At 75.2% G+C, this 22290-nt stretch carries 18 protein-coding genes; 1 reads left to right on the top strand and 17 read right to left on the bottom strand.

What is annotated here, in order from left to right:
* Positions 1 to 14 precede the first annotated feature (14 nt).
* Genes ACWCXH_RS07565 through ACWCXH_RS07645 form a run of 17 tightly spaced genes read right to left on the bottom strand, consistent with a single transcriptional unit; the run spans position 15 to position 20787 of the window.
* Positions 15 to 2117: a hypothetical protein gene (locus ACWCXH_RS07565; RefSeq protein ID WP_449800411.1), complete on the bottom strand. Its 2103-nt coding sequence runs from the start codon at positions 2115 to 2117 to the stop codon at positions 15 to 17.
* On the bottom strand, positions 2114 to 5395 hold the full coding sequence (locus ACWCXH_RS07570; protein ID WP_449800412.1) for a putative baseplate assembly protein: 3282 nt from the start codon (positions 5393 to 5395) through the stop codon (positions 2114 to 2116). The genes ACWCXH_RS07565 and ACWCXH_RS07570 overlap by 4 nt, the downstream gene beginning before the upstream one ends.
* Positions 5392 to 8340, bottom strand: a complete 2949-nt coding sequence (locus ACWCXH_RS07575; RefSeq protein WP_449800413.1) for a putative baseplate assembly protein — start codon at positions 8338 to 8340, stop codon at positions 5392 to 5394. Before ACWCXH_RS07575 ends, ACWCXH_RS07570 begins: the two co-directional genes overlap by 4 nt.
* Positions 8337 to 8699, bottom strand: a complete 363-nt coding sequence (locus ACWCXH_RS07580; protein ID WP_449800414.1) for a GPW/gp25 family protein — start codon at positions 8697 to 8699, stop codon at positions 8337 to 8339. Before ACWCXH_RS07580 ends, ACWCXH_RS07575 begins: the two co-directional genes overlap by 4 nt.
* Before the next feature lie 16 nt (positions 8700 to 8715).
* Positions 8716 to 9021, bottom strand: coding sequence for a hypothetical protein (locus ACWCXH_RS07585; protein WP_449800415.1), 306 nt, complete (start codon positions 9019 to 9021; stop codon positions 8716 to 8718).
* A gap of 48 nt (positions 9022 to 9069) precedes the next feature.
* Positions 9070 to 9600, bottom strand: a complete 531-nt coding sequence (locus tag ACWCXH_RS07590) for a phage baseplate assembly protein V (RefSeq protein WP_449800416.1) — start codon at positions 9598 to 9600, stop codon at positions 9070 to 9072.
* Positions 9597 to 10718 (bottom strand): hypothetical protein, encoded by a 1122-nt coding sequence (locus ACWCXH_RS07595; protein ID WP_449800417.1) that lies wholly within the window; start codon positions 10716 to 10718, stop codon positions 9597 to 9599. The genes ACWCXH_RS07590 and ACWCXH_RS07595 overlap by 4 nt, the downstream gene beginning before the upstream one ends.
* A complete protein-coding gene (locus tag ACWCXH_RS07600; RefSeq protein ID WP_449800418.1) occupies positions 10711 to 11025 on the bottom strand; it encodes a hypothetical protein in 315 nt (104 codons plus the stop codon). Before ACWCXH_RS07600 ends, ACWCXH_RS07595 begins: the two co-directional genes overlap by 8 nt.
* A gap of 24 nt (positions 11026 to 11049) precedes the next feature.
* Positions 11050 to 11682: a hypothetical protein gene (locus tag ACWCXH_RS07605; RefSeq protein WP_449800419.1), complete on the bottom strand. Its 633-nt coding sequence runs from the start codon at positions 11680 to 11682 to the stop codon at positions 11050 to 11052.
* The gene (locus tag ACWCXH_RS07610; RefSeq protein ID WP_449800420.1) at positions 11679 to 13685 is read right to left on the bottom strand and encodes an eCIS core domain-containing protein; all 2007 of its coding nucleotides are present in this window, start codon (positions 13683 to 13685) and stop codon (positions 11679 to 11681) included. The genes ACWCXH_RS07605 and ACWCXH_RS07610 overlap by 4 nt, the downstream gene beginning before the upstream one ends.
* Entirely contained in the window at positions 13675 to 13914 is a 240-nt protein-coding gene (locus ACWCXH_RS07615) for a hypothetical protein (RefSeq protein ID WP_449800421.1), read from the bottom strand. Before ACWCXH_RS07615 ends, ACWCXH_RS07610 begins: the two co-directional genes overlap by 11 nt.
* Positions 13911 to 15902: an ATP-binding protein gene (locus ACWCXH_RS07620; protein ID WP_449800422.1), complete on the bottom strand. Its 1992-nt coding sequence runs from the start codon at positions 15900 to 15902 to the stop codon at positions 13911 to 13913. Before ACWCXH_RS07620 ends, ACWCXH_RS07615 begins: the two co-directional genes overlap by 4 nt.
* Positions 15899 to 17098: a DUF4255 domain-containing protein gene (locus ACWCXH_RS07625; protein WP_449800423.1), complete on the bottom strand. Its 1200-nt coding sequence runs from the start codon at positions 17096 to 17098 to the stop codon at positions 15899 to 15901. The genes ACWCXH_RS07620 and ACWCXH_RS07625 overlap by 4 nt, the downstream gene beginning before the upstream one ends.
* Complete coding sequence (locus ACWCXH_RS07630; RefSeq protein WP_449800424.1) at positions 17095 to 17847, bottom strand: hypothetical protein; 753 nt, start codon at positions 17845 to 17847, stop codon at positions 17095 to 17097. Before ACWCXH_RS07630 ends, ACWCXH_RS07625 begins: the two co-directional genes overlap by 4 nt.
* A complete protein-coding gene (locus ACWCXH_RS07635; protein WP_449800425.1) occupies positions 17844 to 18584 on the bottom strand; it encodes a hypothetical protein in 741 nt (246 codons plus the stop codon). The genes ACWCXH_RS07630 and ACWCXH_RS07635 overlap by 4 nt, the downstream gene beginning before the upstream one ends.
* Complete coding sequence (locus ACWCXH_RS07640) at positions 18581 to 19105, bottom strand: phage tail protein (protein WP_449800426.1); 525 nt, start codon at positions 19103 to 19105, stop codon at positions 18581 to 18583. The genes ACWCXH_RS07635 and ACWCXH_RS07640 overlap by 4 nt, the downstream gene beginning before the upstream one ends.
* 29 nt (positions 19106 to 19134) lie before the next feature.
* Entirely contained in the window at positions 19135 to 20787 is a 1653-nt protein-coding gene (locus tag ACWCXH_RS07645; protein ID WP_449800427.1) for a phage tail sheath family protein, read from the bottom strand.
* 172 nt (positions 20788 to 20959) lie between these two features.
* On the opposite strand from ACWCXH_RS07645, the gene ACWCXH_RS07650 reads away from it, so the two are divergent.
* On the top strand, positions 20960 to 22159 hold the full coding sequence (locus ACWCXH_RS07650) for a cytochrome P450 (RefSeq protein ID WP_449800428.1): 1200 nt from the start codon (positions 20960 to 20962) through the stop codon (positions 22157 to 22159).
* The last annotated feature ends 131 nt before the right edge of the window (positions 22160 to 22290 follow it).

A 22290-nucleotide genomic window follows, 5' to 3' on the forward strand; every position in this document is an offset into this window, starting at 1 on the left:
GTCGCTGGTTCTCCCTAGGTGACGATCACGAGGCCGGCGTCGCAGGCGGCGGGCACGTACTCGGCGAGCCGGAGCCGCAGGTTGTCCTCGCGCTGGGGCTGGAAGAGGTCGTGGAAGGCGCCGGGCTCGGAGCCGTCGTCGGCGGCCCGGCGGATCACCTCCGGGCAGTCCCGGGCGAGTTGGGCGTAGCCGGGGGTGCCGTAGCGGGTGCTGGTGAAGCGGGGGAGCGGCGTGCCGTCGAGGCAGTGGAACCGCCGGGGCGTGCGGGAGCCGGGGCCGAGCCAGGAGAAGCGGACGCAGCCGGACTGGCGGTGCTCGACGTGCAGGCAGCCGGTGATGACGGTGTTCTCGACGAGGCCGGCGGCGTGGGTGAGGACCGAGCCGAAGACCGTCGTGCGGCGGAGGTCGACCACGGCGTGGGCCGGGCGGCGGCCCGGGGCGGAGAGGGCGGCGAGGCCGTGGGCGGTGGCGTCGAGGATGCTGTCGCGGAGCGCGACCCGGTTGGGCTCGGCGTGCACCTCGTCGGCGTTGACGACGACCGGGCCGAGGATGCTGTGCTCGACCCGCAGGCAGGCCGGGGTGTCGGCGAGTTCGACGCTCGCCTCCTCGGTGTGCTCGGGGTTGCACTCCTGGTCGAGGGACCAGCCGGGTACGAGCGTGCAGTGGCGGATGACGACCGCGCCGACGCCGCCGCGGACGCGCAGGCCGCGCCCGGCGACGAGGAGGCCGTCGAAGGTGATGCGCGGCGGCTTGGCGCAGGGCCGTGGGCCGATGACGTGCAGGGCGTCGGGGCGGTTGCTGCTCCAGTCCAGGACGCGCAGGAGCGGGCGGGTCTGCTGGGCGGCGCGGATGGTGAGGCGGTCGTCCGGGTCGAGCGTGACGGCGAGGTGCTCCAGGTAGTCCCCGTTGTCGGTGATCTCGATGACCGCCTCGTGCCGGCCGCCGGGGTCGGCGGCCTTGTCGGCCTGCCACCGGCGCAGGGCCGCGTCGATCCCGGTGAACTCGCGGTCCTTGCCCACCTGGTAGAGCGCGGGCGGGCGCCGGAGGTCCAGCGGCCGGACGTACTGGCCGCCGCCGAGGTCGGCGCTGAAGCCGTAGTGGTAGTCCACCCAGACGCCCTCGGTCGGGGCGTGGCGGGCGGGGAAGGCGATCCGGCCGAGGACCGGGTCGATCGCGACCTGGTCGTTGGTGGGGTGGTGGTGCCAGTCGGTCAGGTCGGCGGGGACGATCCGGTGGAGGGGGACGGGCTCGTCGCCGACGTGGACGCACAGGCTCTTGCCCGGGCCGTAGAACTGCGCGGTGCGCTCGGCGAAGGCGAGGCGGCGGATGAACGCGGGCACGGTGCTCTCGTCGGCGAGGCGCGCGGGGGCGGGGCCTGCGATCGGGTGGACGATCAGCGGCGCGCTGTTGCCGAGCACGCTGAAGGTGAAGTGGGTGCGGGCCCGGTCGTCACAGTGGGCGGGTGCGCGGGTGACGGGGTACGGGCGCAGCCGCCACAGGAACAGGCCGACCTCGGGGATGTTGTAACGGCCCTGGGTGCGGGCCGAGTTGATGCGGCGGACATCGACGGTGCGGGCGATGCGGTCGAACGGGCCGTCGAGGCGGTCGAGTTCGTCGACGGCGTGGAGGTCCGCCGTGCGGCCCCGGGCGAGTCGGCGGCGGTCGGCGCGCGGGTCGCGGCCGAGGAGGCGGACGGGCTGGGTGAGGCCGAGGAGGGTGCGGAACTCGACCGCGTGGGCGGGCCAGGCGGCGACGTCGGCGGCGAGTTGCTCCAGGAGGGCGAGGGTGCCCTTGCGGCGGCGGTTGGCGACGGTGTGGGCGACGTCGCGGCGGCCGGCGATGGCGGCGAGCAGGCGGCGGGCGGCCTCGGTGGGGGCGGACAGGGCCTCGGCGGAGCCGGGCAGGACGCGGTAGCCGACGAGCTCGCCGAGGTAGGGGGCGGCCCAGGCCTGGCAGGTCTCGATGAACCAGTCGTCGGCGAGCTGCTCGATGTCGGCCTCGATGACGTCGGCCTGCTCCTGGATGACGTCGAGCAGCGCGCGCAGCGGCCGGCCCTGTTCGGCGTCGCGGGTGCGGACGACGGCGGGGAGGAGGTCGTAGAGGCGGTCGGTGGTCACGGGATCCTCCGGAGGGTGAGGGCCTCGGGGACGTCGGCCGGGAGGACGGCGAGTTGGGCGGGGCGGATGCCCTTGTAGACGGTGAGGTGGCGGCCGGGGTGGAGTTTCGGTGAGGTCAACTGCGGGTTGAGCAGAGCGAGTTCGTCGAGGTGCAGGCCGTACCGCTGGGCGACCGTGGTGAGCGTGTCGCCGCGCCGGGCCTCGTGCTCGATCTGCTCGAAGTGTGCCGGGAGCGCCGGGAGGCAGGCGTTGGCCGTGGTCAGACCGGCTGCCAGTTGCGCGAGCTGGACCGGGGTGACGTCACCGGGCACGTCGGCGAAGACGCGTACCTCCGTGTGGTCGACGCCCTCGACGCCCTGGATCGTCGCGATCGCCTCGCTCAGGTGCGCGGGCCGCCCGAGCGTCCGTGCGGCGAAGCCGAACTCGGCCGCCAGTGCCGCCCGGACGGCCGGTTCCACCGACTCCCACGCGTGGTCGGGCAGCACCTTCACGCCCGCGTCCAGCACGATCAGCCGCAGTTCCCGGGCGGCCACCCGGACCGGGACCCCGATGTCCCCGAAGTCCACCAGCGACCGTTCGAGCGCGGTGAACAGGTCGGAGAGCGGGTCGATCGGCGCGTCGCCGACCGCCGCGACGGTGACGTGCACGACCTCCCGGGCGCCGTCGAAGAGCTTGACCGCGCTCGCCTTCCCGATGCCCGCCCGCGCCCGGGTGAAGTCCTCGTAGTCCTGGACGGACACCAGCCGGTCGAGGGCCCGCAGCCGCAGCGGGATGACGGTGCGGGCGTCGTCGGGGCCGTCGCCGTCGGCGCCGCCGGTGGCGGGGAGCGGGTTGGTGACGGCGCTGACGCCGAGCGGGCGGGCGGCGAGCTGGTTGACCTGGCCGACGGGAAGGTTGCCGGAGGCGCCCGCACCGGTGCGGTAGCGCGCGGTGACGTTCTGGGCGCCGGAGGGGAGCCGGGCGCCGTGCGCGCCGTCGCCGAACGCGACCGTGGCGCCGCGCAGTTCGTAGGCGTGGTCGTTCGGGCCGTCGAGGGCGAGCGCGGGGGTCTCCTGCCAGGCGACGCCGTTGACGCGGGTGGTGAGCGAGTTCTGCGCGCCGAGCGGGTTGTCGGCGGCGGTCCAGGTGAGCGGGGTCGCGTCGGAGACGAAGTGCAGCGGGAACGCCTGGCCAGGGACGCCCGCGTCGCCGCTGCCGAGGATGTCGTCGCGGGTCTCGCCCTGGGTGGCGGCGACGACGTTGCCGTAGAGCGTGACGGTGGACCGCCGGTAGGTGTAGGCGAGGCCGCCCGCGAGCAGCAGTCGCGTCTGCGGGCCCTGGCCGCGCTGGAGCACCGGCCGGCCGTCGACCGTCCGGTCCAGCCGCTGGCTCACGCCGGCGACCATGGCGAGTTCGGCGGCCCGGACGCCACTGGTGTGCGGGACGTCGGTGCGTTCGCCGGAGACGACGATCCAGCGGCCGGGTTTGAGGCCGTCGTAGCCCTGGGCGAGGTCGATCGTGGCGGCGCCGACGTCGTCGGGGACGGGCGCGCCGACGGGGGTGAGCGGCTCGCCCTGCGCCCACACGGGGGTGCCCCTGGCGAGCTTCGAGGAGTCGACCGCATCGTCGAACTCCAGCATGGTGACGGTCACTTCGCCGATCTTCCGGCCGCTCGGGTCGGTGACGTCGAGCTGGGCGGGCAGGACGCGGTCGGGGATCAGGACCAGGGTGGCGGTGCCGTCGCCGGTGCCGACGAGGACCGGGCGCTTGGGCAGGACCGTGTCGTGCACGGAGTCGAGGAGGATCTGGTCCACGCGGTTGTCGCCGGCGGGTGTCTTCCGCCGGGCCAGGGCGATGGCGGCGCGGACCCGCAGGACCGCGAGCCCGGCGAGCTGCGGCGGGTCGGTGATCTGCTCGCGCCGCCACGCGTCGTAGACCTGGGTGAGCCGGGGGTCGGCGGCGGCGAGCAGTCGCACGTGGGCGTCCGAGTCGGGCTGGAACAGCTGCTGGACGGGTGTGTCGAGGGCGCGCGCCGAGCGCGGCGGGCGGGACGGCTCGCGGCGCAGCGCCGGGAGGACGGGCGTGAGCGCGACCAGCCCGGCGGCCTGGTACGGGTCCGGGCAGTCGCAGTCGCAGTCGCAGCCGCAGTCGCCGCCGCAGTCGTCGTCCGTCAGGCCGGAGCTGCAGCTCTCGGGGCAGACCAATGAGCGTGCGAGCGCCCGTAGTTGGGCGAGCTCAGGATCGGTGCGGCGGGCCAGCTGGGCGGCGAGGGCCAGCAGGGCGTGGCCGTCGGTCCGGACGGTGCCGACATCGCCGTCGAGCCAGTCGGAGAGTGCGCAGCCGGCGCCGCGGGCGGCCAACGCGACGGCCTCCGTGAGTCGTTGGAGGGAGTCGGCGACCTCGCCGAGCGCGCCCGCCGGGGTGAGCGCGGGCAGGAGGAGGGCTGCGAGCGGCGTGAGGATGTCGTCGACGATGCGGGCCGCCGCCGGGTCCGTTCGGGTGACCGTGTCGGCGGTGGCGATGCGGACGTCGTCGGCGAGCAGGGCGACGGCGGCCGTGAAGGCGTCGAGCGGAGTGGTGGGGGAGACGAGCGTGACCTGGGTGCGTCCTGCGGTGAAGTCGACGGTGGAGTCGGCGACCGTGCGGGCGTGGATGTCCGGCGCGAGCCCGCCGGGGGCGAAGGTGAAGAGCAGCCGGTCGCCCTTGCGGAGGTTGGCGGTGGTGCCGTCGACCGCGAGGGTTCCCAGGGTGTCGACGTCGGCGCGTGTGATGTCCGGCGGGTCGGCGAGCCGGACGGCGAGGGTGTTCCACTCGGCGCGGGCGACGAGGTCCTCGCTCGTCTCGAAGGTCTGCGGCAGCCGACCGGCCGCCGCCTGGCCCTTCACGGCGGACCCGGCCGGGACGAGGGTGTGCGCGCCCGGGTCGAGCGTGTACGCGAGGTACGTGCCGGCGGCGAGCGGCGGGCGGGGCCGGTGGCCGACGAGCAGGCCGAGGTGGCCGAGGGACTCCGGTTCGGTGGCGGTGCGCAGGTAGCCCTCGTTGGCGATGCGCTCCTGGTAGAAGGTGAGCACCTCGCCGACCACGGCCCAGCAGTCGAGCAGGGCGATCGCGGGGTCGTCCGGCGCGCGTGTGGTGAGCGGGTCGAGGGCCCGGCGGCTGGAGAGCCGGGCGAGCATGGACGCGCGGAACGTCGCGTAGGTGCCGGCGCGGTAGCTCAGCGCCGGCAGGCCGGGCGGGTTGAGGATCGGCGTCGGGGTGACGGCTTCGACGCCGGTGCAGCAGCCGCACGCGCAGGTCATCGGCCGCCCTCCAAGTCGAGTGCGAGGCGGCCGTGTTCGGGCCGGGACGGGTCGTTGTCGAGCTGTGCGACCTCCAGCGGCCGGATCGGCAGCAGGCCGGTGACGAGGGCGTCGCCGCGGTCGGCGGGGTCGGCGAACAGGCGCTCCAGGCGGGTGACTTCGGCGTGCCGCACGCCGGGGACGGCCACCGCCGCCGCGACCAGGCGGCTGACCCGGACGGGGTCGCCGAAGACGAGTGCGTCCGGGGCGAAGAGCGCGGCGAAGGCGGCCAGCAGCCCGGCCCGGACGTGCCCGGCGACGTGGTCGGGCTCGACCTGGACGTGCAGGGCGACGTCGAGCGGGACGAGCGTCGCGCCGGACTCCGCGAGGTCGTGGCCGATCCGGCGGTAGCGGAACAGGGACGCGCGGACGGCGTCGAGCAGGGAGTCGGGGGCCGTCTCGGTGCCGAAGGCCTCGACGGCCACCTGAGCCTCGTACCAGCTGCCCGTCCACCGGAGGTCCGCCGTCGCCCGCCGCACGCCGGGGACGGTGGCGGCCAGGACGGCGTAGTCGTCCGCGGTGATCGCGCGCAGCAGGCGGGTGGTCGGCGCGACCGGGGCGAGGCGGCGGACGTCGTCGACGGGTTCGGGGTCGACGCCGCCGGTGGCGGGCAGCGGGTTGCGGACGAGGCGGATGCCGTTCGGGCGGGTGGCGCAGAAGACGATGCGGCTGATCGCCTCGGGGCCGACGTTGCCGGGCGTCCCGCTGCCGACCCGGTAGCGGACGGTGCACCGCACGCCGGGCGCGTCGGCCGGCGGGAACGCGGCGCCGTTCAGACCGTCGCCGAAGCGCAGGCGCAGGACGCCGTCGTCGTCCGTCTCGCCGACGAAGTCGCGGTCCGCCGGGCCGCTGTCGAGCAGGTCGCGGCGGGGCCGCCAGTCGTGGCCGTCCTGGTCGGTGAGGCGGACGGCGGGCAGCGCGTCGCGCGGGTCGGGGGCGGTGGCGAGCGCGGCCGGGCCGCGGAACGCGGGGTCGTCCTCCCGGAGCCGCTCGGCTTCGTCCGCGCCCCAGCTCTGGCCGAGCTCCCAGCCCTCGGCGTCGTGCCGGAGGACCTGGCCGGCCCGCGCGCGGCGGACGAGTTCGCGCCAGCGGGCGAGTTTGGCCGAGAGGAGGTCGTCGAAGCGGGCGAGCAGGGTGCGCAGCGCGCCGCGCGGGCTGTCGTCGGCACGCACGCGCTGGAGGACGGTTTCGCCGAACAGCACCACCAGGTAGGCGCGTTCGGCCGGGGTGAGCCGGCCGTCGTGCGGGGGCAGGCGGTGCCAGATCGCGGTGAGGCGGTGCCGGGCCCGCCCGGGCAGGCCGAGGAGGCGCGCGGCCTGGGCGGCGGCGATGACGGCGTCGGTGGGGAAGGGGGCGCTCTGTGTCACGGGCGACTGGTGCAGCACGGGGGAGAACCGGACGGGTAGCGGCGGGTAGGCCGGGCGGCCGTCGTCGTCCTGGGCGCAGCCGCAGGGTCCGGGGTGGCCGCAGGGCGTGGGGCAGCCGGGTTCCCGCGGGGGGAGGACGGGCACGTCGATCGTCTCGGGCGGCTGGTGGCACCAGTCGATGCGTGCGCCGTGCTCGACCAGCACGGTGTTGCCGCGGGCGACGCCGACCTCCAGGTCCGCGCAGTCGGGGCCGCCGCGCGCGCTGACGCAGAGCGGGAAGGCCAGCGCGTCCTCGCGGGCCCAGGCGACGTGCAGGACGGGCTGGTCGTAGAGCCGGTCGACGTCCTCGGTGACGGAGACCAGCCGGACGGCCTGGCGGTGGGTGCGGTCCGCGTCGGCGGGGGCGCCGGTCTTCGCGCCGAGGATCTCCTCGAAGACCAGGACGTCGCCGGGGCGCAGGCACAGGGCTCGCTGCCCCGGGACGCCGTCGACGAGCGTGGCCGACGTGGCACCGGCCGGGAGGCAGCACTCGGCGTCGCCCCACGTCCACACGTGGATCAGGTTGTGGGCGGGGCGCAGTCGCACGTCCTCGGCGTGGACGGGCTCGAACACCTGGTACGGCGGCAGGTGGCGGCGGTCGAGGTCGGTGGCGAGCAGGGCGGCGCCGGAATCGGGCAGGACGGTGGGGGCGAGGGTGATGAAGCGGAAGTCCCTGGCGGGCAGGGCGAGTTCCTCGTCGGTCTGCAGGCAGACCCAGGCCCGGGCGGCGCAGCCGTCGTGCATCGCGTAGTCGACGAGCCGGGCATGGCGGCGCACCGAGACGCGCAGGCGGGCGGTGTCGAGGTAGGCCTCGGTGGCGGCCGCGTCCTGGCGGTAGCTGAGCCGGTCGGCCTCGTAGGCGAGGAGCTCGACGAGGGTGATGCCGAGGTCGGGGACGTGCCGCTCGGTCCAGCCCGGCGTGGTCAGGCTGAGCCGGTCGAGCAGGAGTTGGCGGAAGCTCGCGTAGTCCTTGGCGAGGTAGTCGATCTCGGGCGCGGCCGGGTGCGCGGGCGCGCAGTCACCGGCGGGGGCGCAGTCGAGCGTCGCGCACTCGGGCCGGAACGTGAACGCGGCACTCGCGTACCGGGGGTCGAAGCCGGGGTACGGTTCGGTGCCGGGCCGCCCGTGCGGGTCGGCGCGGACGATGCTCAGGCGGTAGGCGGAGAGGTCGCCAGGGCGGTCGACGGAGAGGACCAGGCGGTCGGCCAGCTCCCGTTCCTCGTCGGTCTCCCGGCGCACCGCGAGGACGGTGATGCCGGTGGTCCGCTCGCCGCCGTCGATGCGGAAGTTGGCGGGCGCGAGGCCCTCGGGCGCCTTGCCGAAGAGGAGGACGACCACGTTGTCGTCGAGGACGTCGACGCTGTCGATGCCGTTGAGGTCGCTGGCGCGCAGCTTCGCTCGGCGCCGTTCGTCCGCGCAGGTCACTGCGCCGGGGTTCGCTGCCGCTCGGTTCACCGTGTCCGGGTTCAGTGCGTCCTGGCTCAGTGCGTCCTGGCTCACTGCGGCACGCTCCCTTCGAGGACGTCGGTGCGCACCTCGCCGGTGGCGATGAGCAGGTAGCGCAGCTCGATGCGCAGGGTGCTCTCCTCGGCGGTGACCTGCAGCGAGTCGACCACGATGACGTCGCCGAGCCAGCGGTGCAGGGCGCCTTCGGCGGAGACCTGGAGGGCGGCGGCGAGTTCGACGCTGTTGGGCTCGAAGACGAGGTCGAGCAGGCCGCAGCCGAAGTCGGGGCGGTTGACGCGCTCGCCGGGGGTGGTGAACAGGAGCTGCTCGATCATGTCGCGCACGTGGTCCGGGCAGGCGGCCTCGGCGGTTCGGCCGCGGGCGTCGACGCGGAAGGGGAAGGCGAGGTCCATGGTTCCGTCCTCCCGCTCACAGCCCGGTGACGAGCAGCTGCATGGCAAGGACCAGCGGGGGCCCGGGAGTCGGCGATCCGGCGCACACGCCGCCGCCGGGTACGGGCGGCGGGGTCGGCGGCGGTGCCTGGGTGAGCAGGGGCGCGCCGTTGACGAGCACCGAGGACACGTTCGTCCACTGCACGGTTACGCACGGCGGCGTCACGACGCACCCCGCCACGACGATCGGGTTGGCACCGGTCGCGACCGGCATCCCCCGGACCAGCGCCCCGGGCGGCCCGGCGGGCAGGATCGTCGCGGTGCCCCCGTGCGGGCAGGTCATGGTCGCTCCGGTGTGGAGGGCGAGGCCGGGCATGTGGTCCCCCAAGTGCTATTCCGGCACGACGAGCGTGCCGTTGTTGACGATCACGGCGGTGCCGGCGAGGCGGATGCTCGCGAGCCCCGGGCCGCAGGACAGTTCGATCCCGGCCTCGCTGAGCTTGATGTACGGCCCCGCGGCGCCGTGCAGTTGGAGCCGGATGCCGCCGGTGGGCTCGGTGGCGTCGGTGAGCAGCAGGTAGTTGCCGGCCGGGGTGCTGAGCACGACCTGCGGCACCTCGGGCGGCACGAGGGCGGCGACCGGCGGCTGCTCGATCGTGCCGCCGCGCCAGAACCCGGTCCACACGGCCCGGTTGACGTCCCCGTCCTCGAACTTGATCCACACGCCGGACTGCACGGCCGGCACGACGTGCATCCCGGCCGTCGCGTACTGCGGGACGGCCCAGATGCACGGGTCGTCGCCGAGCACGTCGTCGACCCGGACCATGATCCGGTTCTGTTGCAGCGGGTCGAAGTTGGAGACGACGACGCCGCGGTAGAGGTCGCGGAAGTCGGGCTGCTGGTTGGCGCTGGGCGCGGTCACGGTGCCACCCGGTCGGTGAAGGGGACGAAGCCGTCCCGGGCGAGGGTGAAGCTCTGGGTGTACTCGCCGCGTTTGATGTCGTGGGTGACGCTGCTGACGTAGTAGAGGCCGTCGTAGGCGAGGCCCGCGCCGCGCACGCCGACGAGGCCGCGGGCGGCGAGCACCCGGCCGTAGCGCAGGACGTCGAGCTTGCCCTGCCCGGTGACGGCGTCGGCCGCCTGGGACGTGACGCTGACGGCGCGCAGCATCGCGTCGGTGAGCGAGCGGTCGGTGAGCTTGACGATCGGCTCCTCCCGGAGGGCGACGGCCGGGCGGGCGGCGAGCGGCGGCTTGAGGAGGCTGAGGCTGGGGATCGGGACGGAGATGCCGATCTTGGTGGTGGGTTCGGTGATCCGGACGGTGTACTGGGTGCGCGCGAGCCCGTCGAAGGTGAAGGACAGCTGCTCGACGTTGTCCGCCGCCCCGGAGTTGACGGTCAGGGCGGGCTGCGGCACGCCGATGCGCACCTCGGGGCCCCAGTAGGCGATGCTCGCGCCGGGGGCCGGTCCGGGCACGAGGTAGAAGGTGTGGCCGACCTCCTCGCCGAGGCTGCGCAGGTACGCGAGATCGGTGGAGGACTGGACGGGGATCTGGTCGAGCGGGTTCGGGACGGTCGGGATGATCGGCGGGACCGCCACCGGCACGACCCCGTACAGCGCGTACTTGAGCAGGACGAGCGTCGCGCGGACGTTGTGCGGCATGGCCGGGTAGCAGGCGTGCTCGGTGCGCAGGTCCATCAGGAGGGTGAGGTCCTCGCCGGTGACGGTGAGCGTGCCGGTGCCGGGCGCGTCACCGGGGTTGAGCTCGTGCCGGGTGATCACGCCGTCCATCAGCACCTCGGTGGAGCCGGCGACGATGGCGGCGATCACCACGCGGGCGGGCGGGTCGAGCAGGCCGGCGGGCAGGAGTGTTCGCGTGATGACGGACTTCTTGCTGACGGCGAAGGTGAGTTGGAAGCCGCTCCGGGCTCCGGCGCTCGACGTCACCTGCACGGACTGCAGCGCGTCCATGAGGGGCTGCGGCGCGGGCGCGGTGACGATGTCGCCGATCCGGAGCAGGAGTTGGACGCTCCTAGCCATTGAGCGCTCCCGTGGGCAGCGGGGCCGCCGGGAGCGTGACGCGCAACCTCCGCCCGACGACGGCGAGTTCGTCCGGGTCGGTGGCCCGGTTGGCGTCCGCGAGCTGCCAGGCGAGTTCGGCGTCGCCCAGCTCGGCGAAGGCGATCCGGTCCGGCCGCTCGCCCGCCGCGACGACGTGCTCGCGCAGGGGGGTGAGGTCCTCCGGGTGCGGCAGGAACCGCCGGCGGACGTACGTCACCGTGCGCCCGTCCGGCAGGGGGTGGGTGGCGGTCGGCAGGGCGCGGTAGCGGCTGGTGAGGGCGAACACGGTTTTCCTCTCGGGGACTTGCGGCTACACCCTGGGGGTGCCGACGTCGGAGACCGGGTTCCGGACGGACTGGGCGAAGCCCTCCCTGCGGCCCTGGTACGTGAGGTAGAGCACCCCGCCGTGGTGCTGGTGCCCGAGGTCGTCCACGGTGAGCACCCGGACCCCGACCCCGACCTTTGCCCGGACCGGGTTGAGCGCCCGGTCGAAGAACTCCTCGGTGACGGTGAACTCGGTGATCCGCACCGGCACCACCCGCCTGGGGCCGAGCACCAGGACCAGCAGCGGCGACTCCATCGGTGCCACCTCGATCTGGCCGGCCCGCGCCAGGGCGTCCTCGTGGCGCAGCTGCTCGACCGTGGGGTACATGCTCAACTCCAGGGCAGAGAGCACCGGGTGGAGCCCGTCCGGGTACTTCTCGGGCGCGTCGGCGGCGTCGAACTCGGCGTCGAACCGGAACTGCTCGTGGGCCGGGCCCTTGAGCCGCAGCACCTCCAGCCGGTCGCCGGGCTCGCCGCCGATGCCCTGCGGGGTGAGCGTGCGGGTGAGCGTGTCCGGGTTGTACTGGAACGGGATCGTGCGCAGCACGGTGCCCCGGCCGGGGTCGACCAGCACGAACCCGCCGCGCACCGGGTTCAACGCCTCGGGGAACGCACTCACGGGCCCTCCTCTCCCGGCAGGAAACGCAGCGTGGACGTGCCGACGAACGGGATCTCCAGGGTCCGCTGGGAACAGGCCCCGCCGCGGACGCAGGCGTCGAACAGCGCGGTGCTCCAGGCGGTGCCGAACGCGATGTCCGCGGAGACCGTCGAGTCGACGGCGCGCAGGGCCGCCAGCGTGTTCTCCAGGGAGGTCTCGATCCGTTCGAGGTCCACGGAGGCACCGAACAGCTCGGCGAGTTCGGCGGTGCCCTGGGTGGCGGTCGCGATCGCGGTGCTGGCCGATTGCGACTCCAGGATCGCGACGGCGGCCCGGCGCCGGGCCCGGACGGCGTTCAGGGCGCTCTCGACCGTCGCGATCCGGGCGGGCAGGTCCCAGCGGGATGCGGTGAGCTGGTCCACCCGCTCGGAGAGCCGGCCCGCCGTCCGGCCCGCCGAGACGGGATCGGCCCCCGCGGGGATCAGCCGGAAGGACTCGCCCTGGAACCGGTCGGAGAACTCGGCGGCCGCGTCCCGCCAGGCCGCGGCCTCGGTGGCCAGCCGCGCCGCCCCGGCCACTTCGTCGGGCAGGACGAGGCCCTGGCCGGCCAGTCCGCGTCGGGCGATGGCGATGAACCTGTCCAGGAGGTCGAGTGCTCCTTTGGCCTGGAGGACCTGGGTGGCGATGACGAAGACCCGGGCGGCCGCCAGCAGGCGCAGGTTGGTCCGGGCGGTCCGCCCGGCCTCGGCGGCGAGCTCGACGGCCTCCGCGGACGGGGTGGTCGCGCCGCGGCCGGTCGGCGGCACGCGGCCCGTGGCGGGCGCGGGGACGGCCCGTGCGGCCGCGGGCCCGCCGCCTGCGGGGGGAGGCGCGCCACCGGCGGGAGGGGCTCCTCCGGCGGGAGGCGCCGCGCCGCCCGGCGGGGGCGTTCCGCCCGCCGGTGGCGTTCCTCCGCCCGGCCCGCGGGTGACCGTTCCGGTGAAGGAGACGTCCACGGGCTGGAGGTTCAGCAGCCGCCGTGCCACCCGGTAGTCCTTGGTGCCGGCCACCACGGGAACGCTCGTGGTCTCGGGCGCGACGCGGACCCCGACGGGCTTGAGGTTGCCCGGGTTGGTCCGCACCACGCGGTCGAAGGTCCACAGCTCGCCCCCGGCCGCCGTCGCCTCGGCCGCGACGAGGGCGTCGGCGGGCTGGATCGGGACCTTGGCGGCCCTCACCTGCTGGAGGAACGCCTGCACGCGACCGGCGGGGGGCGCGGGCGCGCGCCCGATGCCCAGGTCGTCGAGGAGCAGCTGGTTCGAGACGGCCTGGCGCGGGATCGCCCGATTGACGATCAGTTCCTGGTAGGCCTGCTCCGACACCAGCACCCGGACCCCGGACGACAGCATCGACCGCAGGGCGTTCGCGGCCCCGGCGTTGCCGCGGGCGATCTGGTCGAACACGCTCGGGTCGAGGAAGACGGTGCGCGCCGGGGCCGGGCCGCCGGGCGGCGTCTGACGCGCCACCACGCCGGCGGTGCGCGCGGCCGGGCGCAAGGGCGTGGCCGACCCGGCGGTGACGGAGCGCGCCACCTGCTCGGCCTCGCGCTCGGCCGGGGCGTCCGCCGCGCCGACCTCCAGCGGCGCGGCGGCGAGCCCGGGGCCCGTCTGCCGCTGCTGGACGACGTGCGCGAGCTCGTGGGCCAGCAGGTGACGGCCCTCGGTCGTGTGGGGCGCGTAACGGCCGGCCGCGAAGACGATGTCCGCGCCGACCGTGTAGGCCCGCGCGCGGACGGCGTCCGCCGATGCCGCCGCGCGGTCGTCGGTGTGGATCCGCACACCGCTGAAGTCCTGGCCGAAGCGCGGTTCGAGCAGGTCGCGGACCTCCGGGTCGAGCGGCGCGCCCGCGGAGCCGAGCACCGCGTGGACCTCCGGCGGCGCGAGGGCCGGGCCGCTGCCGGTGGCGTGGCGCCGCAGGTGCGGCTCGTCCGTCTCGCACCCGCAGGGTTCGGCGCCGCAGCGTCGCAGGACGTGCTCAGCGCCCATCGCGCACCGCCCGGTAGACGGATCCGGCGAGGCCGCGGCCGGTCGACGCCGCGCCCGTGACGGTCACCTCGGGGGCGCGCAGCACGCCGGCCCGCGCGGGGCGCCACGTCTCCGCCGGGGCGGACGCCAGGAGGCGGGTCAGTTCGGTGCGCAGGGCGGCGGAGATCGTGTCGGGGTCGCCGTCGACGCCGTCGAGGACGAGGTGGTCGATGTGCAGCTCGATCGTCACGGGCGCTCTTCCTCCCAGGCGAAGTCCCGTTCGGTCATGGGAAGTTCGAGCTTCTCGAACTCGCTGCGGGCGGCCGCCAGCAGGTGCGGCATGGTGATCGGCGTGCCCGCCGAGGCGGCCAGGAAGGCGGCGTTGACGGCGATGTTGCGGATCATGCCGCCGCTGGCGTGGAGCCGGGCGAGCCGGTCGAGGTCGAGGCCGCTGCGCGGGGCCGTGTCCGGGAAGGCCTTGGCCCAGATCGCCCGGCGCTGCTCGGGGCCCGGGAACTCGAACTCGACGACGAACCGCAGCCGCCGCAGGAAAGCGCCGTCCAGCGCCGAGCGCAGGTTGGTCGCCAGCACGGCGAGGCCCCGGTAGGCCTCCATGCGCTGGAGCAGGTAGTTGACCTCGATGTTGGCGTAGCGGTCGTGCGCGTCCCGCACCTCGCTGCGCTTGCCGAACAGCGCGTCCGCCTCGTCGAAGAACAGGATCGCGCCGCCGTCCTCGGCCGCGTCGAACAGGCGGCGCAGGTTCTTCTCGGTCTCGCCGACGTACTTGCTGACGACGGCGGACAGGTCGACCCGGTACAGGTCGAGGCGCAGGTGGTGGGCGAGCACCTCGGCGGCCATCGTCTTGCCGGAGCCGCTCGGCCCGGCGAACAGCGCGGCCACGCCGAGGCCCCGGGTGATGCGCCGGCCGAAGCCCCAGGTCTCGTGGATCGTGGTGCGGTGCGCGACCTGGTCGGCGATCCGCTCCAGCGCCAGGCGGCCGGCCTCGGGCAGGACGATGTCGTCCCAGGTGACCTTGGGCTCCAGGCGCTGCGCGAGGGCGTCCAGGCGGGGCCGGGTGCGGATCCGGCAGGCCCGCCAGGCGGCGGCCGGGTCCCCGGCGGCGACGGCGGCAGCCGCGCGGATGGCGGGCAGCTCCAGGCCGAACTGGGCGGCGAGCGCGTCCGTGTCCGGCCCCGGGCCGAAGAACTCCCGCCAGGCGCGCGCCCGTTCGGCCGGGGTCGGGGGCGCGACGTCGAGCAGCCGCGCCTCGCCGTCCGGGTCGGGGCGGCCCTCACGGGCGGCGAGCAGGCGGGCGCCGCCGGCCCGGGCGAGGAAGCGCTCCGGCAGGGGGTCGGCGGGGTCGGCGTCCTCGGCGTCGAGGTAGAGCGCGAGCGGGAGGAGGGCGGCCTCGCGGTGCCAGAGCCTGGCGAGGTGGTCGAGCGCGGCCGGGTCGGCGGGCAGCAGCGCGGCGGGCAGGCGGCAGACGTGCAGCCCGCTCTCGGCGGCGGCGCGGGCGGCCGTGAGCCGCTTGCCGGGGGCGTCGGGGCCGACGAGCTGGACGACGGGAGCGCCGGGCCGCCGCCAGGTGCGGGCGATCTCGTCGGCGACGGCCTGCTGGGAGGGCGGCAGGTCGGCGGCGGAGCCGGGGCGGAGGCGCTCGACGAGCGGGGTGAGGCGGTCGTCGAGGTCGTTGAGACCCTTGACGTGGTTGACGATCCGCTCGTCGGCGCGCAGGGCGCTGCCGACCAGGCTTTGGCCGGGCGGCCGGGCGATCTCGACCAACTGCCAGTAGCGCAGGCCGCCCTGCGGGGAGACGACGTCCCACGCGGGGTCGGGCAGGACGGCGAGGGCGAGGCCGAAGGTGGGGTGGGTGAGCCGTTCGTCGCCCTGGGCGAGGGCGTAGAGGCGGGTGATGGACGGGTCCAGCTCGACGGCCGCGCAGAGGAGCAGGGTGTCGCGCTCGAAGCGGGTGAGGCCGAGACGGTCGGCGAGTTCGGCGAGGGGTGGGGTGGAGGTCGCCTCGGCTTCGGCCACCCTTTCCGCCTCTGCCGCGAGTTGACTGTCCGTCACTTTCGTGACGGAGGGGGTGGTCTCGGCGCGGCGGAACCCCCGGGTGCGCGGGGGCTCCGGCCGCGCCGGACCGTCCGCGATCGCCCGTTGCAGCAGCAGCCGCAACCATGCGAGCGACGCGGCGAGGAACCGGCCGTTGGCGGCTTGGTCCGCCTTCTGCGCCGTCACAGGACCGTCACCGCCTGGCTCGGGTCGAACGCCGGCCGGGCGCCCGAGCGGTCGACCAGCAGACTGTCCACGCCCGCGACCCGTAGCCGCACCAGGTGCCGCCCGGGGGTCGCGTCGGGGACGGTGAACCGGGCGTGGCCGGGCGGGCGCGGCACGCCGGGGGCCGGCGGGTCGGGCGGGACGGCGCGGCCGTCGAGGACCAGCAGCACCGGCTGGCCGGGCAGCGCGGCGGGGGAGTGGCGGAGCTCGATCAGCGCGCTGCCGTCGGCGTGCCGGACGACCTGCGCGGGCAGGTGCGTGATCCGGGGCGCGACGGCGAGCGGCACCTCGTTGGTGATCCGGCCGGCGAGGGAGAGCCCGGCCGACCAGAGCCCGGCCGCCGTCCCGGCGGGCACGGTGAACCGCGCCTCGGCGTCGGTGAGTTCGTCCGGGGCGACCACGACGGGCGCGGGGAGCAGCGGGTGGCTCAGGCGGACCTCGGCGGAGGCGGAATCTCCCGCGAGGCCGCTTCCGTGCAGCACGGCCGCCTCGCCGGGCCGCACCGCGGGCTGCCCGTCCGGTGGCACGGCCGCGTCGAGGGCGGGTGCCCCGAGCGGGAGGAAGCCCTGCGCGGTGGGCCCCCGGTCGTCCGCGCCCCGGGTGAGCACCGGCACCGGCGCCGTGGGCGGGCGGTGGCCGTCGATCAGCACCACGCCGACCTCGTAGGCGACCGACATCCGGTACGGGGTCTGGAACGCCGTCCAGAGCGAGTAGATGTCCTTCTCGCCGAACGGCTGCCAGGTGATCCGGATCCGGTCGAGCTGCTTGGCGACGTCGCTCTCCGGCGCGAACGCGGCCAGTTCGCCGCGCTGGAGCACCGGGTTGTCGTTGAGGACGCGGACGGCGCGGGCGAGCAGCCGGTGCGCGTCCAGGCCGGGGTCGCGCTTGACGAACGGCGTGACCAGGTAGTGCAGGGTGAGCGGGAACGGCGGTTCGCCGGTCTCGCCCGGGGCGAGGTCGGGCCGGTCGGCGTTGCGCAGGGAGCCGTCGACGTCGGCCTGGAAGAGGTAGAGGTTGACGAGCTTGTCCCGCGTGCTGTCGGCGAGTTCGTCCAGCGGACGGGTGTCCACGCCCGCGCCGGGGACGTCGGCGAGAGCACTGAGGACGAGGCCGCTGAGGGTCCTGGTGACGGCGGCGATGGCCTCTTCGTCGCTCATCTCGCGCCGCCTCCCTCCGAGCGGGTGCGCAGGTAGTCCTCCAGGCTCATCGCCGGGCGCCGCCCGGGGATCCGGCGCGGCGGCTGCGGGGCCGGGGGCTGGCGGTTGGCCCGGACCTCGACGCGGCCGATGGTGATCCGCACGTTCGGCGCCGCCGCGGCGCGCTCGCGCCGGGGGGCGAGGAGCGGGTCGACGAGGGATGCCGGGACGGGGCGCGCGCGGACGGGGTCGGGTGCGGTCGTTGTCAGGGTGTCCGGAAGGCGCGGCTCGGCAGGCGTGGCGTGCTGCTCCTCGGGAACGCCCTGCGGGACGCCTTCCGGGGCGTCCCGTGTGGCGTCCCGCGGGACGTCCGGGGCGTCGTCGGGCGCGGCGGTGCCGGAGCGGCGGGGCTTCGGGAGGGCGAAGGCCGCGGGTTCCGTGGGACGTTCGGGCACGGCGGGAGGCCCCGCCCCGACGGCCTGCGGACGTTCGGGTGCGCGCTCCGGCGCGGCGCGCTCGGCGGTGAGGCCGGCCGGAGGTGGCGGGACGTCGTACGGCTCCGTGGGCAGCCCGTGCGCCCCGGCGGGCGGCGAAGCCTCCGCACGATCGCTCCTCGACGGCTCGAACCTGCCCGGCAGCAGCGGCGGTTCGTCGTGGGGAGGCCGCAGCCGCATCGGCCGCCGGGGCTCGAAGAGCGACCCGATCGACGGCCGGATCGGCGGCGCGTCCGCGTCGCCGGCGCCCAGCAGGCGGCTCACGAAGTCGCTCATCCTGTCACCAACTCCAGGTACAGTTGCCGCCGTTCGGGCCCGACCGCGAGGACGTCCGGCTCCGTCCAGCCGTACGCGGTGGCCAGCGTGTGGACGTCGTGGAGCAGCCGCCGGGCATGGGCGTCGAGTTCGGCCCACAGGTAGCCGGAGGCGTCGAACGGGGACGTCCAGGTGTGGCCGCACTCCGCGCAGTCGAGGTCCAGCCGGACGTCCGCCTGCGGGTCCTGCGCGGCCAGAGCGCCGGCCAGGGCCTCCAGGACGTCGGCCGGGAGCGCGTCGACGCCCACCGGCCGGCCGTCGGCGACGGCCGAGGTCAGCACCCGCCCCAGCAGCGCCTGCCGGGCGCCGGCGTGCGGGGCGCCGCGGACGGCGAGCAGGTCCCGGGTGGTGACCGGCCGGAACGCGAGCTCGAAACCCCCGGCCCGCACGACGCGTTCGCCGTCCGGCGGCGCGGGCGTGACGTCCTGCGCGGTGAGGTCCAGCTCCAGCTCGGTCCGGCAGGACGGGCACGTGACGGCGCACGGCAGGCCGGGGCCGAAGCACCGCACCCGCAGGCCCAGCACCAGCTCCTCCCGCCGCCCGACGGCGAGGTCCGCGACGGCCGCCGGATCGCCGCCGCCCGCCGCGGCGAGGACCAGGGCGCGCCGGACCGGGTCCTGGCCGCGCCCGGCCTCCCAGACGGCGAGCAGGCCCTCCTCGGTGAGCGGTTCCGAGGGGGTGCGGAGGTCCGTCGTCACGCCGGGTCCTCGAAGGACGGCTCGACCGGCTCCGGCAGGTCCTCGCGCACCCAGCCCTCGTTCTCCAGCCTGATGTGCTGGATGGCCACCGCGTTGGCGTTCGCGTCGAGGTCGGAGACCGGCTGGTACTCCGACACCCAGCAGTTGAACACCTGGTAGGAGAGCACCTTCTGGCCCGCCTCGTTGAAGACGTCGACGATGATGTCCCGCCGGAAGTCCTTGAGTGAGGACTCCAGCCCGCCACCGGAGTTGGTGAGGCTCCAGACCCGGTTCGCCCACTGCTCGAACACCTTGTCGCCGGTGACCCCGCGCTCCAGCGTGATCGCGTCGTACTCGGTGCGCCCGGGGAGCTTGGAGCTGGTCGCCGGGTCGCCGCCGCTGCGGTGCTTGATCACCTCGGTGCTGCGCTTGAACCCGGTGACCTTGGTGACGCCCGCGATGTAGTCGGTGCCGCCGCCGAACTTCACCCGGAAGCGGAAGTTCTTGTACGGGTCGCGGCGCTTCGTCCTGCTGTCGGCCATGACGGCTTCTCCCTCGGATCCCTCGGACCTCAGACCTGGATCTGGCCGGCGAGCTGCTGGATGTGGATGATCACGAACTCGGCGGGCTTGAGCGGGGCGAAGCCGACCTGGATGTTGACGATCCCGCGGTCGATGTCGTTCTGCGGGTTGTTGGTCGCGTCGCACACCACCTGGTAGGCGTCCCTGGGCGTGCGGCCCTGGAACGCGCCCTGCCGGAACAGCGTGTTCATGAACGCGCCGACGTTGAGCCGGATCGAGGACCACAGCGGCTCGTCGTTGGGCTCGAACACCACCCACTGGGTGCCGCGGAACAGGCTCTCCTCGATGAACAGCGCGAGCCGGCGCACCGGGACGTACTTCCACTGGTCGGCGAGGACGTCGGCGCCGCGCAGGGTGCGCGCCCCCCACACGAGGTTGCCGAACACCGGCCGCTGGCGCAGGCAGTTGACGCCGAGCGGGTTGAGGATGCCGTTCTCGGGGTCGGTCATCGGCACGAGCGGCGCCACGACGCCGGCGAGGCCCGCGTCGGTGCCCGCCGGGGCCTTCCACACGCCGCGCGCGACGTCCGTCCTGGCCCACACCCCCGCGACGGCGCCGCAGGGCGGGAAGTCGCGGACGACGTTCTGCTGTTCGGTGTCGGCGATCAGGACGCGCGGGAAGTAGACGGCCGCGTTGCGGGCGGCCGGGTCGCCGGCGAGCGGCAGCCCGGTGCCGCCCGGGGCGGCGGCCCCGGCGACGTCCGCGACGCCGTGCCAGGCGTCGGGCGGGTCGACGACGAGCATCGCCCGGCGGTCCAGGCAGAGCTTGGCGGCCTGGGCGAGGATCCCGGCCGGGCCCGCCTGTCCGGGCGGGCCGGGCAGGCAGAGGATGTTGAAGATGTCGGTCTTCAGCAGCTGGTAGAGGCCCTGCTTGCCGTCCTTGACCGGGGAGCTGTCGCCGAGGTAGTCGGCGGCGACCGGGCTCGCGGTGCCGTCCAGGCCGCCCTTGGCGTCGACGTACCAGTCGCCGTGGCCGGGGCCCTTGTCGTCCGGGAACGGGTCCTGGCCGGGCGGGACGTCCGCGTCGGCCGCGAGCAGCTTCCCGTCCGCCGAGGCCGGGACGGTGACCAGGGCGGAGGCGGCGAGGGCGACGCTGAGCCGCTCGGCGCTGCCGGGCACCGCGCTGATGTTGAGGTAGCTCTCGGTGACGCCGGTGACGGTGTCGCGCAGGGTGAGGTTGAAGCTCTTCTGGGCGGCCGGGTCCGCGGCCTTGTCGCGGGTCTGGTAGTCGACCCGGGCCCGCAGGTGGTTGCCCCAGTCGCCGGGGCTGACGGCGGTGAGCGTGACCGCGTCGGCCGGGGCGCCCGAGGCGGCGGCGAGGACGAGCGCGGCGGAGGCCGGGTAGGTGGGCCCGTCCGCCGGGGCGTCCTGCGGCTTCACGGCGACGATCCGGACGATCTGCGCCTCGGCGCCGCCGTTCTGGAAGAACTGGTGGACGGCGTAGCTCAGGTCGGAGCCGCGGTCCAGACCGCCGAACTCCCGCTCGTAGTCGGCCCAGCTGGTGATGTGCACCGGATCCGTCACCGATCCGCGCGGCGCCGTCCCGACGAACGCGGCGATGGACGTCGGCACGCCGACGATCGTGCGCACGGCGCTCGGCAGCTCGTCGATGTAGACGCCGGGATAGGTGGGGCTGATGGGCATCGTGGCTCCCTTCGCGAGGGCAACGGTTTCGCCCGCAGTCACCGCCCACGGTCCGCATCCGCCATCACGGCGGCGTCACCGTCCCCGCACGGCGCGGAACGGCGGGCGTGACGCGGCGGTGACGGGCGCGCCGCGTCTCCCCGGGGTGATTGCCCCTTTGGGTAGCATCTGGGTGAAAAGCCCGGATCTGGAGGCCCCCATCACACGCGCTGCCACCGGCCCCACCCTCCCCCCGCTCCATCGGCTCCCCTTCGCCCCCGCCCGGGCGCCCCGGCCGACCACGCTCGCCGACGGCACCCCCGCCTGGCTGGTCACCCGTTACCACGACGTCCGCAAGGTCCTGACGGACCCGCGCTTCACCCGCGACGACCTGCACGCCGTCGGCACCGGCGGCGGCAACGCCGAGGTGACCGGCAACCCGGCCTCGATGTTCAACCTCAACGGCTCGGACCACCGCCGCCTGCGCCTCACCGTCCAGCGCGCCTTCACCCCGCGCGCCGTCGACGCCTGGCGGCCGTGGGTCGCCGAGGCCGTCCAGCGTGCCGTGGACGAACTGGTGGCGGGCGGACCGCCGGCCGACCTGGTCGCCGCCTTCACCCGGCCGGTGCCGTTCGCGGTGACCAGTCGGCTGATGGCCCTGGACGGCGTCGACGAGACGCGGCTCCACCGCTGGTCGCGCGCCATCCTGGCGGAGGGCGGCCATCGGGACGAGGCCGAACTGACGGAATTCACGGACTACGCCGCCGAGTTGGTCGCTCGTCGGCGCGCCGCACCCGGCGACGACCTGGTCAGCGGCCTGGTCCGGGCCGCCGCCGCGGACGGCGGCATCCCCGAGACCTGGCTCGTGTACCTGGTCTGCGGTCTGGCGGCCAGCGGCAACGAGAGCGTCACCGGCGCCCTCGGCAACGCCTTCGTCTACCTCCTCGGCGAGCGCGCCTCGTGCTGGCCCCGCCTCGCCGATCCCGACGCCGCCGAACTCGCCACCGAGCGGCTCCTGCACTACATCCCGCTCGGCGACGACGACACGTCGACCAGGCGTGCCGTCGAGCCGGTCGAGCTGGGCGAGGTGGCGATCCCGGCCGGCGCCGTCGTGGCCGTCAGCCTCGGCAGCGCCAACCGCGACGGTGCGGTCTTCCCGGGTGGCGGCATCGACGCCGACCTCGCCGCCCCGCTCGCCGCCCCGACCCTCGCCTTCAGCGCCGGCCCGCACTACTGCCTGGGCGCCTGGCGGATGCGCCTGGAGATGCGCGAGGCCCTCCACCGCCTGGCCGCCGCGCTCCCGGGCCTGCGCCTCGCCCGTCCCGCCGACCCGATCGGCTGGCAGCTCGGCGGCACGACGCGCAGCCCGTCACACCTCCCGGTGGCGTGGTGACCGGCTCCTGGAATCGCGGGCAGGCCACGCGGTCGGGCGTGAACGGAGCATTAAGTGATCATTGGGATTTCGTCCCAGTCCCGTACGGGCGCCCGGAGGCGATCCACCGGCCGCTAAGGTGAGCCTCAGTT

This window comes from Kitasatospora sp. NPDC001660 (assembly GCF_053596725.1).

Coding starts and splice junctions, on each gene's coding strand:
- ACWCXH_RS07640 (WP_449800426.1), bottom strand. CDS start 19,105: ATGGCCGACAGCAGGACGAAGCGCCGCGACCCGTACAAGAACTTCCGC.
- ACWCXH_RS07645 (WP_449800427.1), bottom strand. CDS start 20,787: ATGCCCATCAGCCCCACCTATCCCGGCGTCTACATCGACGAGCTGCCG.
- ACWCXH_RS07585 (WP_449800415.1), bottom strand. CDS start 9,021: ATGACCTGCCCGCACGGGGGCACCGCGACGATCCTGCCCGCCGGGCCG.
- ACWCXH_RS07570 (WP_449800412.1), bottom strand. CDS start 5,395: ATGACCTGCGCGTGCGGCTGCTGCACCGGCGTCGAAGCCGTCACCCCG.
- ACWCXH_RS07580 (WP_449800414.1), bottom strand. CDS start 8,699: ATGGACCTCGCCTTCCCCTTCCGCGTCGACGCCCGCGGCCGAACCGCC.
- ACWCXH_RS07630 (WP_449800424.1), bottom strand. CDS start 17,847: ATGAGCGACTTCGTGAGCCGCCTGCTGGGCGCCGGCGACGCGGACGCG.
- ACWCXH_RS07595 (WP_449800417.1), bottom strand. CDS start 10,718: ATGGCTAGGAGCGTCCAACTCCTGCTCCGGATCGGCGACATCGTCACC.
- ACWCXH_RS07625 (WP_449800423.1), bottom strand. CDS start 17,098: ATGAGCGACGAAGAGGCCATCGCCGCCGTCACCAGGACCCTCAGCGGC.
- ACWCXH_RS07610 (WP_449800420.1), bottom strand. CDS start 13,685: ATGGGCGCTGAGCACGTCCTGCGACGCTGCGGCGCCGAACCCTGCGGG.